A 15,039-nucleotide genomic window follows, 5' to 3' on the forward strand; every position below is an offset into this window, starting at 1 on the left:
GGAGTGGCGGCTCCCCACCCCCGGGTGGTCACCCACGACGCTGGTACTTGAGGAAAAGCACCCCGCTGTCGAACCGGGTCAGATCGGCCAGCTCGAACCGATCCGGGCTGAACCCACCGTTGAACATCGGGATCCCCTTGCCCATCACGGTCGGATGCTGCTTCACGAACACCTCGTCGATCTCCGGCAGCAACGTGGCGGCCAGCCCACCCCCACCAACCAGGAAGATCCCCAGCCCCTCCTGCTGCTTGATCTCCTTGACCTTGGCCAGCGCGTCCCCGGCGACCAGCTCCACGGTCGGCGCCGCCTCGGTCAACGTCGAGGAGAACACGTAGTGCTTGAGATGCGTGTAGGCATCCGGAATCCCCTGCACCACACCACTTTCGTAGGACTTACGCCCCTCCAGCACGGTGTCGAACCGGGTGAGTTCCCCCGCGATCCCCAACGCCTCCCGCGCCACGAACGGCAACGTGTCCCCGTAGTGCTGGAACAGATGCCCCATGTGGTCACCCTCCATGAGGAAATGACCGGACTGCGTCGGATCGCCCCCACCAACCTCCGCGATGAACCCATCCAGAGTCGTCGCCACGAAGTAAGTCAACTTACGCATATATCGCCTCCCAGAACATCCGCGGGAGCACCCCACACCCCCAACCACTGCAAACATAGTACTCCACCCATAGTGGTTGCAACGCAGTTCCCCAGTCAGGCACACCCAGCCCAGCTCACGAGCCCTCCACAGCTCGCACCTCTCGGGCAACGGGCAGCGAAATCGCGAGGCGCGGGCCACGGGCCGCAGCACGCTCCGCGTGCGAGCCGGGCGCAGGCAGCGAGCCGCAGGGCACGGGGCACGGGGCACGGGGCACGGGGCTGGGGCTGGGACTGGGACTGGGACTGGGACTGGGACTGGGACTGGGACTGGGGCTGGGGCTGGGGCTGGGGCTGGGGCTGGGGCTGGGGCTGGGGCGCGGGTAACCGGCCAGCGAACCGCGAGCCGCAGAGCGCCCAGGTGCAACCGCAACGCCGGCGGAACCCTGAGCGATGCCTACTCAGCTGAGAAAAGCCGATGAACGCTCACCCACCCTCGCGGGCCCCGCCTACGACCTGATCGGGCGACACTTCCACGGCGACTGAGCGCTCATCGGCTGCCACCTCCACGCCGCGAGCCAGACGCCGCCCTGCCCGGCCAGCCAGGCAGGCACCTCCGGCGTCCAGCCCAGCAGGCATCTCCGGCCGAATCCCCTGCGCCAAGCGCCAAAGCGACAACCAGGACATTTCCCGCCCCGCCCCAGCTCCCGCCCTGGCCGAATCTCACCCTGGCCAGACTCGACCGCGGACCGACTGGCCCGGCTTCCACCCAGACCGACCATCCCCACCCAGACCGACCATCCCCGGCCTGGCGACCAGCGCCCCGGCCGGCGACCAGCGCCCACCCCGCGCCCAGCCCCGCGGCTGCTTGCCTGCGCCTCCAACTCGCCTGCGCCCACGCCGTGTCAGCACGCGCGCCGCGTCAGCTCGCACACCTTGTCGACACGCGCGCCTCGCCTGGGCCCGCGCTCCGTGCGCGGATCGCGCGACCTACCCGCGAGCGGCCTGCCCGTGGCCTGGCCACATCCCCAGCCCGGCCTGCCCGTGACCCGCCCCATCCCCAGCCACGGCCTGCCGGAGCCTCGGCCTGCCGGAAACAGCGCCTGGCCTATCCATCTCACCGACCCGGGCCGGCCTCGGCGCTCGCCTCTCCCCCGCCCCGCGCACCGCTTCTTTCTGCGGAACGAAACGATCAGCCACCAAAGTTCCCCGAGCGATCCACCTCTCGGCGAACAGCCCCGGAATCCACCACCGCAGCGTACCTACCAGCACAAACCAACGCGAACCGAGCCAGCGACACCAGCTGACGAAGAAAACCGGCGCTAGGACTTGACACGCCGGTGGGCCACCCAGGACTCCGGGCTAGTGGCGGCGGGAAGTGGTTCGGCGGTCGCGTTTCAGCTCGTGCATGTACGGGTGGAAGTCGACCTGGATGGTGTGGCGTTTCGAGGCGACGTAGCGCTTGCGCTGGGCGTTGTTGTAGTCGGTGATGCTGCGGCGCATGGCGTCCGGGGCGGGCAGGGTGGTGGTGCCGTCCAGGAGGTCGGCTACCCACGCTGACTGGGCTTCGGCCAGGGGCATGATGGCGCCCAGGGGTTGGAGCAGGCCGATGAAGTAGAGGCCGGGGTGGTCTACCGAGGCGATTCGGCGGTACAGGTCGATCTGGTTGTCGACGGGTTTGACCATGTCCTCGCCCAGGAAGGGGAAGGTGATCCGGTAGCCGGTGCAGTAGACGACCACGTCGACGGGTTCGCTGGCGCCGTCGGTGAAGTGGACGGTGTCGCCGTCGAACCTGGCGATGTTGGGGCGGATCTGGATGTCGCCGTGGCCCAGGCGGCTGAGCAGGTCCTCGGAGACCGTGGGGTGGGCGGCGAAGAGTTTGTGGTCGGGCTCGGGCAGGCCGTAGTCGGACATCTTGCCCAGCTTCAGCCGCAGGAAGGCGCCCAGTAACCACCTGCGGGCGAACATCGGCAGGACTCTGGTGACGAACGGGCTGCTCAACGTGTCGGTGGGGCGGCCGAAGAAGTACTTGGGCAGCACGTACTCGCCGCGGCGGAAGGCCAGCAGGGTGCGGTCGGCGATGCGGGAGCTTTCCACCGCGATGTCGCAGGCCGAGTTGCCGAATCCCAGTACCAGCACGCGTTTGCCGGTCAGGATGTCCGGGGTGCGGTAGTGGTGGGCGTGCAGCTGGGTGCCGGTGAAGTTGTCCGCGCCGGGGAAGGCGGGCTCGGGCCAGCGCGGGTCCCAGTGGTGGCCGTTGGCGACCAGGACGGCGCGGAAGGTCTCGCTCCGCTCTGTTCCGTCCACTGTGGACCTGGTGTCGACCTGGTAGCCGCCGTCGGGCAGTGGGCGGACGCTGGTCACCTCGGTCTGGAACCGGATGTGCTCGCGCAGGCCGAAGTGCTCCACGAAGGAGTCGAAGTAGGCCGCGATCTGGGCGTGGTTGGGGTAGTCGGGCAGGTCGGCGGGCATCGGGAAGCTGGCGAACTCCATCTGCTGCCGGGAGGTGTTGATGTGCAGCGAGCGGTAGGCCGAGGACATGCCGTTGTCGTTGTCGTAGCGCCAGTTCCCACCCACCGCCGAACCGGTCTCGAAGCAGGTGAACTCGACGCCGCGTGCCTGGAGCACCTGGGCGGCGGCGATGCCGGAGGATCCCGCGCCGATGACACAGACCCGCTGCATGATCATCCCCTGTGATTGTGACCGGGTGGTCATGGCAGCATGCTCTGTGTCGGGGGGCCAGGGCAAGACCGCGCCAACGGAGGTCGCCATGCCCACACAGACCTGGACCAACCTGCCGGCGCCACGGCGGGAGCGGGTGCTGGCGGCCGCGATCGCGGAGTTCGGGCGGCACGGCTACTCCGGCGGCAGCCTCAACGTGATCGCGCAGGCGGCCGGGGTCGCCAAGGGCTCGCTGTTCCAGTACTTCCCGGACAAGTTCGACTTCTTCCGGCACGTCACCGAGCACACCGCGCTGCGGGTGCGGGCGGCGCTGGACCCGTGGCTGGATCGCCTCGACCCGGGCGGCGGGTTCGCCGAGACGGTGCTGGACGCGGCGCAGGCGTGGATGGCCTACTTCGCCGCGCACCCGGCCGACCGCGGGATGATCGCCGCGATCAACCTGGAGCTGGACCCGGCGATCCGCGCGGTGGTGCTCGGGCCGGTGCACCAGCGGTACCGGGAGGCGTTGCTGCCGCACTTCGTCCTGGCCAGGGAACGGGGGACGTTGCACCGGGGGGCGGATCTGGAGGCGTTGCTGGCGTTGTTCCTGTTGTTGTTGCCGCACTTGGCGTTGGCGCCGTTCGAGGCGGGGATCGACGGGGCACTGGGGTTGCACGGGCGGCCGGTGGCGGAGTTGCGGGCGGAGGCGGCGCGGTTGATCCGGCCGGTGCTCGCGGGGTTCGGGGTGGCGGGGCTGTCCGGCTGACTTCGGACGCCGAGTGGCGGACGGACGGCGGACGGCGGCGGGCGGGTGCGCGGGCAGGCCGCGGACGGCGGGCGGCGGCAGGCAGGCGGGTGCGCCGCAGGCGAGGCTGGGTGGCGACTATCGGCGGATTGACCGGGCGGGACGGGGTCCCGAAGATGGATGAAAACGTATTCACCATGCCGGGGTCGCCGCCAGCCCGGAGAGGGAGAGTTGGCGATGGGGCCGTCTCGGCGGGACTTCCTGAAGGTGACCGGGCTGGCCGCCGGCGGCCTGTTGCTCCCCGGCGCGGGGTTCGCGCTCGCGGCGGGGTCGGGCGCCGCGGGCGGAGCGTTGGACGCGAGTGGGTCGCTGAGTGTGGCGGGATCACTGGACGCGGCTGATCCGTGGGACGCGGTGCCGGGGATCCTGGCCCGGATCGTGCCGCCGACCTTCCCCGCCCGCGACTTCCCCATCACCGCCTACGGCGGCAAGGGCGACGGCAAGGCCGACAACACCGCCGCCTTCCGGGCCGCCATCGCGGCCTGTGTGCAGGCGGGCGGCGGGCGGGTGGTCGTGCCCGCTGGGACGTTCCTGACCGGGGCCATCCACCTGGCAAGTAACGTGAACCTGCATATACAGTCCGGCGGTATAATCAGGTTCAGCACTGATCCCGCCAAGTTCCTGCCGGTGGTGCGTACCCGGTGGCAGGGGATCGAGTGCATGAACTACTCGCCCTTCATCTACGCCTACGAGGCCACCAACGTGGCGCTCACCGGCTCCGGGCGCATCGACGGGCAGGCGGCCAACGGGCCCTGGTTCGACTTCGACCCCAAACGCCAGCCGGACTGGGAGAAGCTGCAGAAGCAGGCCGTGGACAACGTGGCGCCGGACAAGCGGGTGTTCGGCGGGGGGCACTTCCTCAAGCCGAACATGATCCAGTTCTACCGGTGCCGGAACGTGCTGGTGGAGGGCCTCGATATCCGGAATCCGGCGATGTGGACGATCCACCCGGTGTTGTGCCGCAACGTCACCGTGCGTGGGGTCACCATCTACAGCCGGGGCGGGATGGTGGACGGGGTGGATCCGGAGGCCAGTGCGGACGTGCATGTCACGGGGTGCACCTTCGACACCGGCGACGATGGCGTGGTGATCAAGTCCGGGCGGGACATCGACGGGCGCCGGGTCGGGGTGGCCAGCGAGAACATCGTGGTGGAGAAGTGCACGTTCCTGGGCCGGTGGGGGGCGATCGCGGTGGGCAGTGAGATGTCCGGCGGGGTGCGCAACGTCTTCGCGCAGGACATCACCATCCGGCCTGGCCCCAACTACAAGACCTTCCACGCGGTCTACATCAAGACCAACAAGCGCCGGGGCGGCACCGTGGACGGGGTGCACGTGCGCCGGCTGACCGCGGACAAGATCGACCGGGGTGCGGTGTTCATCACCATGAACTACAGCCTCACCGGGCCCGGGTTCGGGCCGATCGCCAACCCTTCCGTGCGCAACGTCACGTTGGACCAGCTCACCGTGCGCGGCACGCCGTGGGCGGTGCGCCTGGACGGCCTCGCGGAGAGCCATATCCAGGACGTGCGGATCTCCAACAGCACGTTCACCGAGGTCAAGGACACCAACATCTCGATCAAGAACGCGGACCGGACCGTGTTCAGCAATGTGAAGGTGAATGGCAAACCGGTGTCCTGACGTGGCATTCTGCCCGAACGTTCGCACGAATGGGTGTGATGCGCGCCGAACCGCGTAAAGCTGGGAAGCCTCAGACGTCCCCCCACCGCACGCGACGGGCGAGACGGAAGGGCAGCAGCCATGCGCGAGGACCACGCGGAGATCGAGACCACCACGATGTTCAACCTGCTGGTGGCGCCGCCGGTGCCGGTCGAGGTCGAGTTGGGCTACTCGACCTCCGACCCGTACGCGGTGCGCGCCGTGTTCAACCCCGGCGGCAGCGCGAGTGTGGAGTGGATCCTCGCTCGCGATCTGCTGGCCGACGGGCTGATCAGTGACAGCGGCGAGGGCGACGTGCGGATGTGGCCGATCCTGGACCAGGTGGACCAGGTCGTCATCGAGTTCACCACCCCGGCCGGGCACGCGCGGTTCACCGCCGACGCCGAGGAGCTGGCCGACTTCCTCAACCGCAGCTACGAACTCGTCGCCCCGGGCAGCGAGCACGAGTGGTTCGACTTCGAGCACGAACTCACCCACCTGGGCAACGTCAACTGAGGGCGGCGGCCACCTCCGGGTGAAGCAGGTCCGCCTGTCGAGGGAATGACGACGCGCGGACACCCGGCCCGGCATCCGGCCGCCTAGGTTCGGCAGGCGAGAGCCGAACCTGGGAGGGCGCCGGTGTTGTGGGACACCCTGTTCGTGGTGGGCGGCGCCATCGCGGTCAGCGTGCTGGCGGCCTACCTGGTGGATCGGGCGATCCCGCGGGAGACGCGGGCCCGCTACCACGACGTCTCCGGGCATTTCTTCGCCGCGGTCGGCGCCTTCTACGCGATCCTGGTGGCCTTCGTGGTGGTCGCGGTGTGGGAGGACATGGAATCCGCCCGCCGCAACACCTACATCGAGGCGAACGCGTTGCCCGGCCTGTATTTCGCGGCCACCGACTTCCCGGACAAGGACAAGCGGGTCTTCCAGGAGATCAGCGTGGCCTACGCGCGTGCGGTGATCACCGAGGAGTGGCCGTTGCTGGCCAGTGGCCAGGCCGGTCCGCAGGTGGAGGACGCGGCCAAGCGGATGCGCCGGGCGATCGTGTCCATCGAGGTGGAGACCCCGCGCCAGGAAGCCCTGTACTCGGCGATGATCGAGCGGGTCAACACGATCAACACCACCCGTCGTGAGCGGTTGAACGAGGCCAGACCCTCGGTGCCGCGGTTCTTCTGGGTCGGCCTGGTCGTCGGCGGGGTCCTGGTGATCGGGTTCGCCTTGTTCTTCGGCACGCCGACCTTCCTGCCGCACGCGTTGATGATCGCGGTGCTGGCCTCCCTGGTGTCGGCCTCGTTGTACTTCACCTACCTGATGGATCACCCCTTCCGCGGGCAGATCGCGGTGACCCCGGACGCCTTCCGCACCGCGCTGGTCCAGATGGGACAGACGCCGCCGTGACGAGTACCCGAGGAGAAGCCATGCCCGCCAACCCTTCCCGCCGCTGGTTGCGCCTGGCCGTGATCGCCATGGTGGCCGCGCTGCTGCCGCTGGCCGCCGCCAGTGCCGCGCCCGCGCGGCAGGACGAGACCATCGAGGTGGTGGCCACCCGCGGTGTGCTGAGCCTGCCCGCGGTGCCCGCGGTGGGGGTGGCGTTCCTGGGTGGCGGCGACCTGTTCGACGTGGCCGGTACCAAGGTGGGCGAGGGCTATTCGAGCTGCCTGATCGCCAAGGTCGCGCTGCCCGAGCTGACCGCGCACTGCACCTCGGCGTTCCGGCTGGCCAAGGGCGAGATCCACCTGTCCAGCCTGCGCAGCTACTCGCTGCTGGCGGTGACCAGTTTCAAGGACGGGCCGATGGCGGTGATCGGCGGCACCGGCGACTACCGCACCGCCCGCGGTGAGGCGAGCACCGTGAAGCAGGACGGGGATCCGTTGAACCCGACCAAACCGGTGTCCTACAAGTTCACCATCAAGCTCAGCGCCTGAGCGCTTCGAGCAGGTCGCCGTCGGCAGTGACGGCGGCGACCTGTTCGGTGGCCACGATCCGCAATTCCGGCCGCCCGTGTCCGTGCCGCCACTGACCGCCGGCCAGGGGCAGCGCGGCGATGTTGGGCACGGGGCCACCGGTCCAGTCGAGTCTGCCCGCGATGGTGCCGATATCGGTGCGGGATAGGGCTTCGGCCAGGGAGATGGCATCCGCCGGGTCGGCCGCGGTGGTCAGCGCGTGCGTGGCGACCTCCAGCAGGGCGTGCGCCAAACCCAAGGGCGGCAACCAGGATCGGCCGGTGTCACGCTGGTAGGCCGCGGCGAGTTCGGCTGCGGTGCGTCCGTCCACACTGGACACACAGCGGTGCCGGGGTGACCAGGCGACCACGGTGGCGACCCGGTCCAGCACGGGGTCGTCCACGCCGAATGGGTAGGCCAGCCAACGGGAACAGGTGATCAGCCGCAGCCGCAGCGACCTGGCGGCGGCGCTGAACCGGGCCAGGTCGGCGGTGGTGGCGGCGCTGCTGACGATGCGCACCCCGGCCACCCGGAAGGCGGAGATCGCGGCGCGGTGGTCGGTGGCGGGTTCTGGGTAGCCGCCGGGGTCGACCAGGGCCCGCTCGCGCAGGGCGGCCGGCAGGAAGCCAAGGGCGGGGTCGCGTAACGCGGCGCCCTGCGGGCCGTTGTTCCACAGCAGGCCGACCGGGTCGGCGCCGGGGATCCTGGACCACAGGTCGGCGAAGGTGCGCGCGATGTCGTCCAGGCCCCAGCAGAAGTGGAAGGCGGCCGGACCGCAGCTGATCCGGTGCACCTGCCAGGGCAGCGCGGTGGACAGGAAGGTCAGCCGCCGGGCCGCGGTGGCGGCGGCCAGCGCGGGCAGCACGGTGGTGCCGCCGAGGGCGAGGACGAGCCGCACGCCGTCGCCGGCCAGTTCGGCCACCGCCTGCCGTGCTCCGTCCACTGTGGACTGGTGGTCGGCGGTGCGGAACTCGATCGGGCGGCCGTGCGCGGTCAGCCGGAGGTCGCGGAAGTGTTGGGCCACATAGTGCAGCGGGTCGCCCAGTGGACTCAGGCGGCCGGTTCGGGGCAGTGCCACCCCGATCCGCAGTGGCTCAGTCACGGGCGCTGCGCAGCTCGCGGATCTCCGCCCGCAACGCCCGGAGTTCCAGCAGCACCGCCTGATCCGCCGGTTCGGCCGCCCTCGGCTCGGGGATGACCGCTTCCTTCTCCGAGGCGATCTGGGACTCCATCGCGCTGACCATGGTGGCGATGAACAGGTTCAGCACGGTGAAGGTGCCGACCAGCACGAAGCCGACGAAGAAGATCCAGGCCAGCGGGTCCACCGTCATCACCTCGCGCATGACGTCGGACCAGGCGTCGCCGGTGATGATCTGGAACAGGGTCAGCATGGAGGCGCCCAGATCGGTGAAGTAGCCGCCGGGCGCGGTGCTGTACAGGTTGGTGGCCATCACCCCGGCCACGTAGAGCAGCAGGCTCAGCACGGCCACGATGGACAGCACCGCGGGGATCGCGCTGAGCAGCGCGGCCACCACCCGGCGCAGGTTGGGCAGCACCGAGAGCAGCCGCAGCACCCGGACGATGCGCAGCGCGCGCAGCGCCGAGGAGCCGTGTGCGAACGGGGCCAGCGAGACCGAGACGACGAGCAGGTCGAAGCAGTTCCACGGATCGCGGAAGAACTCGCGGCCGTGCGCGTAGAGCCGCAGCACCAGCTCGACCACGAACACCACCAGCGCCCACCGGTCGACAGTGTCCATTATGGACCCGTACTCGCGGGCCACCGCGGGCGCGGTCTCCAGGCCGAGCACGATCGCGTTGAGCACGATGACGGCCACGATGAGCTGCTGGAAGCGGGCTGAGTCGACGAGGCTCCGAACCTGGCTGCGCAAGCCGTTCCCTTCCCGGACGGGTGTGCTCTGCGGCGGGAGCGTAACCCCTCACCCGGTCCAGGCGTGCCTTTCCCTGACGCTGCCGCACTTTCCGGTGAATCCGGCGGCCGGGGGCTCAAGTCAGGCGATGCGGTCCAGTTCGCGCGATCGGGTCTCCGGGGCGGCGAAGGCCAGCCACAGCACGGCGAGTCCGACCAGCACGCCGACGGCGAGGAAGGTGGTGGTGAGGCCGAGCAGCGGCCACAGCACCGACCCGAAGATCACCGGCACGAAACCGGCGCCGATCCGGCTGACCGTGGAGGCCCAGCCGAAACCGCTGGCGCGCAACGTGGTCGGGTACACCTCGGAGACGTAGGCGTACAGCGCCGGGATGGTCACCTGGATCACCAGGCCGTAGGCGGCGATCCAGGCATACGCGCTCGACGGCAGGTCCAGGTGGTGGGCGAAGAGCACCAGGGCGAGCGCGGCCAGTGGGGCGCTGAGGCCGATGACCCACTTGCGCCCCACCGCTTCCACCAGCCAGGCCGAGATCAGCACGCCGAGGGTGCCGACCGCGGTCATCAGCGTGGTGACCATGAAGGCCGCGTAGTCGCCGTGGCCCTGGGCGCGCAGGATGCTGGGCAGCCAGGTCAGCGCGCCGTAGTAGAGCACGAACACGGTGAGGAAGACCGCCCACATGGCCGAGGTGATCCGGGCGCTGAAGGTCCACAGGGCCAGGAACTGGCTCAGCATGGCGCGCACCGACAGCGTCGGCACGTCCTGTTTGTCCGGCAGCACCCAGGGTTCCGGGGTGGCCCCGGTGCGCTGGACCAACCGGTCGATCACCTCGCGGGCTTCCGCTTCCCGGCCGCGGCGCACCAGGTACATCGGCGATTCCGGCACCGAGCGCCGCACCCAGAACACCAGCAGCGCGGGCAGCACCATGACCAGCAGCAGCAACCGCCAGTTCTGCAACGGCAGCAGCGCGGTGGACACCAGTCCGCACAGGGTGGCGCCCAGCGGCCACCAGATGTCCAGCGCGGTCAGCACCCTGCCACGCACCTTCGCCGGGGTGAACTCGCCGACCAGGGCGTAGTCCACCGGGATGCAGCCGCCAAGGCCGATCCCGGCCAGGAACCGGAACACGCAGAAGGTCACGTAGTCCGGCGAGGCCGCGCCCGCCACGGTGAAGATCGAGAACATCAGCAGGGTGAGGCTGAACGCCTTCTTGCGGCCCACGATGTCGGCGATGCCGCCCCAGGCGAAGGCGCCCACGGCCATGCCGATCAGGTTGGACGTGCCGACCCAGCCGCGTTCGGCGGTGCTCAGGTTCCACTCGGCGCCGACCAGGGGGATCAGGTAGCCGTTGAGGGCCACGTCCCAGGCGTCGAACATGAACCCGAGGCCGCCGATGAGGAAGATCGTGCCCTGGGTGCCCCATCGCCACGGCAGGTCCTGCACCACCTGATCGCCTGTTCGCACGGCGAGCAGTCTGTCAGGCCCCCGGATAGGTCCCGAAGCTCCACACGTGACCCTCGGGGTCGCGCACGGTGAACCCGCGCGAGCCGTAGTCGGTGTCGGCGATGTCGCGCACCAGTTCGGCGCCGGCCGCGGTGGCACGGGCGAGCAGTTCGTCCGGTTTCGCGGTGACCACGTAGACCGAGCCGTGCCCGGGGCCGGTCCAGCAGACCTCGCCGACGCGGTGCGTGTTGAGCATGACGCCGCCGCCCTCCGGCCAGCCGAGTTCGGCGTGCACCACCTCGCCGTCGGCCTCGCCGGGCACCAGCAGGGTCTCGGTGAAGCCGAAGGCGGTGGTGAGGAAGCGGATCGCGGCCGGGGCGTCGGTGTAGGCGAGGCCGGGCCACACGGTGGGAGCTGGTGTCGTCATGCGCTCAGGCTGGCGGCCGGGTGGCTTCCGGGTCTTGAGCGAATGGAAGCTCCTCGGTCAGCCAGGCCGTGGGCGAGAGGCCGCTGAAGGCGCGCCAGTCGCGGGTGAAGTGGGCCTGGTCGGCGTACCCGGCGCTGGCGGCGATCTCGGCCAGTGCCGGGCGGTCCGGGCGGACGAGCAGGTCGCGGGCGTGCCGGAAGCGCACCACCCTGGCCAGCACCTTGGGGCTGAGGCCGAACTCGCGCTGGAACCGGGTGCGCAGGTGCTGGCGGCTCCAGCCGACCTCGGCGGCCAGCTCGGCCACCGCGACCGCGGCCGGGGCGGCGGTGAGCCGCTGCCAGGCCCAGCCCAGTTCGGGCGCGGGGATCGCGGCCGGGCGGGCGACCCGGTCCAGGATGTCGGTGAAGCAGGCGAACCGGTCGGTCCAGGTGCGCGCCGTGCGCAGTCGGTCGAGCAGCTCCTCGGCTGGACGGCCCAGCAGGTCGCCCAGGTGCACGTCCAGCCCGGCCAGTTCGCCCGCGGGCAGGCCGAACAGGGCCCTTGCGCCCAGCGGGGTCAGATCGGCCTCGATGCCGTGCTGGCGGCCGTCGTGCTCGATGGTCACCGGGGTCTCGTGCAGGCCGCCGACGAGTGCGGCGTAGCGGCGCGGTGGGCCGTGCGGAGCGCGCAGGTCGACCGTGCCGGTGAGGGTGGCGATGAAGGTGAGCTTGCTGGAGGGCAGGCCGCGGTGCACGCCGGGCGCGGACCGGACGTGGTAGCCGATGTAGCGGTTGACCAGCGGTCGCAGCCGGGGCGGCGGCAATCCGGTCACCTGGGTGGCCTGCTCCACCCGGTCAGCCTAGGCACAAACCCCTAACGTGGCCGCATGAAGGTTGCAGCCACAGTGGGTTACTGGAGCGCCGGCCCGCCCGCCGACGCCGCGAAGATCATCCAGATCGCCGACGAGCTGGGCTTCGAGTCGGTGTGGACCGCCGAGGCCTACGGCAGCGATGTGCTGACCCCGCTGGCCTGGTGGGGCGCGAGCACCAGCCGGGTCAAGCTGGGCACCGGGATCGCGCAGATGGCCGCCCGGCCGCCGACCACCCTCGCGATGGCGGCGATGACCCTGGACCACCTGTCCAACGGGCGGGCGATCATCGGCATCGGCGCGAGCAACCCGCAGGTCGTGGAGGGCTGGTACGGGGTGCCGTATCCGCGGCCCCTGGAGCGGACCAGGGAGTACATCGACGTCATGCGGAAGGTCATCGCCCGGGAGGGGCCGGTGACCTATGAGGGCAAGCACTTCCAGCTGCCGATGCCAGGGGGCAGTGGGCTGGGGAAGGCGTTGAAGTCCACTTTGCACCCGTTGCGCACGGATATCCCGATTTTCCTGGCGGCCGAGGGGCCGAAGAACGTGGCCCTGGCGGCGGAGATCGCGGACGGGTGGCTGCCGTTGTGGTTGTCGCCGAAGACGAGTGATGAGTTCAAGGCGTCGCTGGAGGAGGGGTGGGCTCGGGAGGGGGCTCGGCATACGGCGGAGACGTTTGAGGTGGTGGGCGGGCCTTACTCGATCATCGTTCACGATGATGTGGAGGCCGCGGCGGACTGGTTGCGGCCGGTGCTGGCGCTTTACGCGGGTGGGATGGGGGCCAAGGGGCTCAACTACCACCACAACGTGATCGCCAAGGCGGGGTGGCACGAGGAGTGCGAGCGCATCCAAGATCTCTATCTGGCCGGGGACAAACAGGCCGCCATCGCCGCGGTGCCCACCGCCATGGTCGAGGACTTCGCCATCATCGGACCGATGGCGAAGGTGCGCGAGGAGATCCAGCGCTGGAAAGAGACGGTGATCACTACCTTCTCGATCAACACCCTGCAGACCCAGCACATCCCGCAGCTCGCCGAGTTCGTCCTCGGGTGATGGGACTTTTTCCAACGCTGTAAGGCCACTCGGGCGGGTCCAACATGCCGACACCACTAGCTCTGATGGGTGCCCTCAGTTGTGCTTCGCCCCGACTTTTGCCATCCTGCCCCTGACTGCGCGATCGTCCGTTCCATCCCCCCGGGCGGACGGAATGCGTCAAGTCGATGCGGGGAAGGCGTTCTATCCGTCTTCCTGCGCCCAGGTCGCCGGCCGCGACTTCCTCCCCCCTAGGTCCCGGCCGGCGACCTCGCGCATGAGCGCACCCTGCTCGCGCTTTGCGCTTCGCCGGGTGCGCTCGATGATCTTCTGGGGGCTCAGCCCCCAGGCCCCGACCGGCGGGCTCCCGCCCCCGGACCCCCGCTTGCGCCGCTGGGGACCTCGATCCGTTGTTCTGCCCTCTTGTTGCTCGGCTTCGCCGTCGGCTTGCTGGCCGTTCCTGCGGCGTAGCCCTTGTGGGGCAATGGTTTGCTTGCTCTTGTTCATGCAAACGGGGCGACTCCGGGTACGCAAGCGACCCCCAGTCGCTTGGTGCGGGGAGTCGCCCCGTCTGGTGAGGCCCGGTGCTGCGGGACCCACGTGTCGCAGCTTAGGGTCAAAACGAGCACGTTTGCAACACAGTGGAACGAGATGGTGCTAGTTTCCACTTCAGTGTTCTAAGGGAGGTGGGTCGTGGAAGAGCGGGAAGTGCCGGGGCAGCGGGCGTCCGATGGGGTCACGGCTGCGCGGTCCGCCTTCGTGGAGCGGTTGCGGTACCTGCTGGAGCATCATCCCGGGGGGCCGCACACGCCTGCCGAGGTGGCGGCGGGGACTGGGTTGTCGCAGTCGGGGATCTATGCGTTGTTGTCGCCTCGGGCCAATCCGACTGTGGAGACGATGGCTACTTTGGCCTCGTTTTTCGGGGTGCCTTTGGGGTACTTCGTGGATGAGCAGATCGCGGAGCGGACCCGGGCTGAGCTGGGGTTGTTGAGTCGGTTGAAGGATGCTGGGGCGCAGAAGGTGGCGTTGCGGTCTACCGCGCCGATGGAGTCCGCCTCGTTGCCCGAGTTGCTTGATCTGATTGGGGCGGCGGTTGAGCAGGCTCGGCGGCTGAAGGAGACGGACGGCCCTCGACGGCCGGATGAGTCACCGACAGAATGAAGGTCGCCAGGTGGCGTCGCGGGGACGTCAGGCGGGAAAGCGACTCGGGGTTGCGGCGCACATACCGGGAATGCACAGCGATCGTGAACGGGCTGGATCTGCCCCAGCCCTTTGACGTGCAGGTGTTGTGCGACCGGATCGGCGGCGACCGGGGGCGGCCGATCTTCCTGGCGCCGATCAGCCTGCCGACCGGTGGGCCGTGTGGGTTGTGGATCAATACCGAGCCTGCCGACTACATCTTCTTCGAGGCTGACACCTCGCCGCTGCATCAGCGGCACATCGTGCTGCACGAGCTGGGTCATCTGCTGTGCGACCACCACGCGGCGCCGGTGCTGACCCCGGATGCCTCCCGGCTGCTGATGCCCTCGCTGGATCCGGCCATGGTGCGGCGGGTGCTCGGGCGGGGGTGTTACTCGGCGGTGGAGGAGCAGCAGGCCGAGATCATCGCGTCGATGATCATCCAGCGGACGAGTTCGTGGGTGGCCGAACCGGTGCGGCCGGTACCGCCGGAAGCGGCGGAGCTGGTGCGCCGGATCGAACGCGCGCTCGAGCGAACGGTGCACTGACCTGGACGCCGTCAGCCTGGT

The 15,039-nt window shown here is 69.6% G+C and carries 15 protein-coding genes; 8 read left to right on the top strand and 7 right to left on the bottom strand.

Features of this window, described 5'->3' with window-relative positions; translation table 11 throughout:
- Positions 1-28: 28 nt before the first annotated feature.
- Entirely contained in the window at positions 29-667 is a 639-nt protein-coding gene (locus tag HNR67_RS36095) for a dihydrofolate reductase family protein (RefSeq protein ID WP_312989683.1), read from the bottom strand.
- A 1,283-nt stretch (positions 668-1,950) separates the two neighbouring features.
- Complete coding sequence (locus HNR67_RS36105) at positions 1,951-3,276, bottom strand: flavin-containing monooxygenase (protein WP_221490168.1); 1,326 nt, start codon at positions 3,274-3,276, stop codon at positions 1,951-1,953.
- Positions 3,277-3,358: 82 nt separating this feature from the next.
- Between HNR67_RS36105 and HNR67_RS36110 the strand changes: the two genes are divergently transcribed.
- The 5 genes from HNR67_RS36110 (at position 3,359) to HNR67_RS36130 (ending at position 7,638) form a co-directional block, all read left to right on the top strand.
- On the top strand, positions 3,359-4,015 hold the full coding sequence (locus HNR67_RS36110; protein WP_185007341.1) for a TetR/AcrR family transcriptional regulator: 657 nt from the start codon (positions 3,359-3,361) through the stop codon (positions 4,013-4,015).
- A gap of 216 nt (positions 4,016-4,231) precedes the next feature.
- Complete coding sequence (locus HNR67_RS36115) at positions 4,232-5,692, top strand: glycoside hydrolase family 28 protein (protein WP_185007343.1); 1,461 nt, start codon at positions 4,232-4,234, stop codon at positions 5,690-5,692.
- Between the two features lie 120 nt (positions 5,693-5,812).
- Entirely contained in the window at positions 5,813-6,226 is a 414-nt protein-coding gene (locus tag HNR67_RS36120) for an SsgA family sporulation/cell division regulator (RefSeq protein ID WP_185007345.1), read from the top strand.
- A 123-nt stretch (positions 6,227-6,349) separates the two neighbouring features.
- Positions 6,350-7,111, top strand: a complete 762-nt coding sequence (locus tag HNR67_RS36125; RefSeq protein WP_185007347.1) for a bestrophin-like domain — start codon at positions 6,350-6,352, stop codon at positions 7,109-7,111.
- A gap of 20 nt (positions 7,112-7,131) precedes the next feature.
- On the top strand, positions 7,132-7,638 hold the full coding sequence (locus tag HNR67_RS36130; RefSeq protein WP_185007349.1) for an allene oxide cyclase barrel-like domain-containing protein: 507 nt from the start codon (positions 7,132-7,134) through the stop codon (positions 7,636-7,638).
- Here the strand turns inward: HNR67_RS36130 and HNR67_RS36135 are convergent.
- From HNR67_RS36135 to HNR67_RS36155, 5 genes are all read right to left on the bottom strand, one after another.
- Entirely contained in the window at positions 7,628-8,758 is a 1,131-nt protein-coding gene (locus HNR67_RS36135; protein WP_185007351.1) for an ABC transporter substrate-binding protein, read from the bottom strand. The two genes, HNR67_RS36130 and HNR67_RS36135, sit on opposite strands and share 11 nt — an antisense overlap.
- The gene (locus HNR67_RS36140) at positions 8,751-9,545 is read right to left on the bottom strand and encodes an ion transporter (protein WP_185007353.1); all 795 of its coding nucleotides are present in this window, start codon (positions 9,543-9,545) and stop codon (positions 8,751-8,753) included. The genes HNR67_RS36135 and HNR67_RS36140 overlap by 8 nt, the downstream gene beginning before the upstream one ends.
- 120 nt (positions 9,546-9,665) lie before the next feature.
- Entirely contained in the window at positions 9,666-11,006 is a 1,341-nt protein-coding gene (locus HNR67_RS36145) for an MFS transporter (RefSeq protein ID WP_185007355.1), read from the bottom strand.
- A gap of 13 nt (positions 11,007-11,019) precedes the next feature.
- Positions 11,020-11,412: a VOC family protein gene (locus tag HNR67_RS36150; RefSeq protein WP_185007357.1), complete on the bottom strand. Its 393-nt coding sequence runs from the start codon at positions 11,410-11,412 to the stop codon at positions 11,020-11,022.
- Positions 11,413-11,416: 4 nt separating this feature from the next.
- On the bottom strand, positions 11,417-12,241 hold the full coding sequence (locus tag HNR67_RS36155) for an AraC family transcriptional regulator (RefSeq protein ID WP_312988830.1): 825 nt from the start codon (positions 12,239-12,241) through the stop codon (positions 11,417-11,419).
- 36 nt (positions 12,242-12,277) lie between these two features.
- Between HNR67_RS36155 and HNR67_RS36160 the strand changes: the two genes are divergently transcribed.
- The 3 genes from HNR67_RS36160 (at position 12,278) to HNR67_RS36170 (ending at position 15,018) form a co-directional block, all read left to right on the top strand.
- Entirely contained in the window at positions 12,278-13,312 is a 1,035-nt protein-coding gene (locus tag HNR67_RS36160; protein WP_185007358.1) for an LLM class F420-dependent oxidoreductase, read from the top strand.
- A 672-nt stretch (positions 13,313-13,984) separates the two neighbouring features.
- Entirely contained in the window at positions 13,985-14,452 is a 468-nt protein-coding gene (locus tag HNR67_RS45285) for a helix-turn-helix domain-containing protein (protein ID WP_185007360.1), read from the top strand.
- 83 nt (positions 14,453-14,535) lie between these two features.
- Positions 14,536-15,018, top strand: a complete 483-nt coding sequence (locus tag HNR67_RS36170; protein ID WP_221490169.1) for an ImmA/IrrE family metallo-endopeptidase — start codon at positions 14,536-14,538, stop codon at positions 15,016-15,018.
- Positions 15,019-15,039 lie beyond the last annotated feature (21 nt).

Source organism: Crossiella cryophila, assembly GCF_014204915.1.
Taxonomy (GTDB): domain Bacteria; phylum Actinomycetota; class Actinomycetes; order Mycobacteriales; family Pseudonocardiaceae; genus Crossiella; species Crossiella cryophila.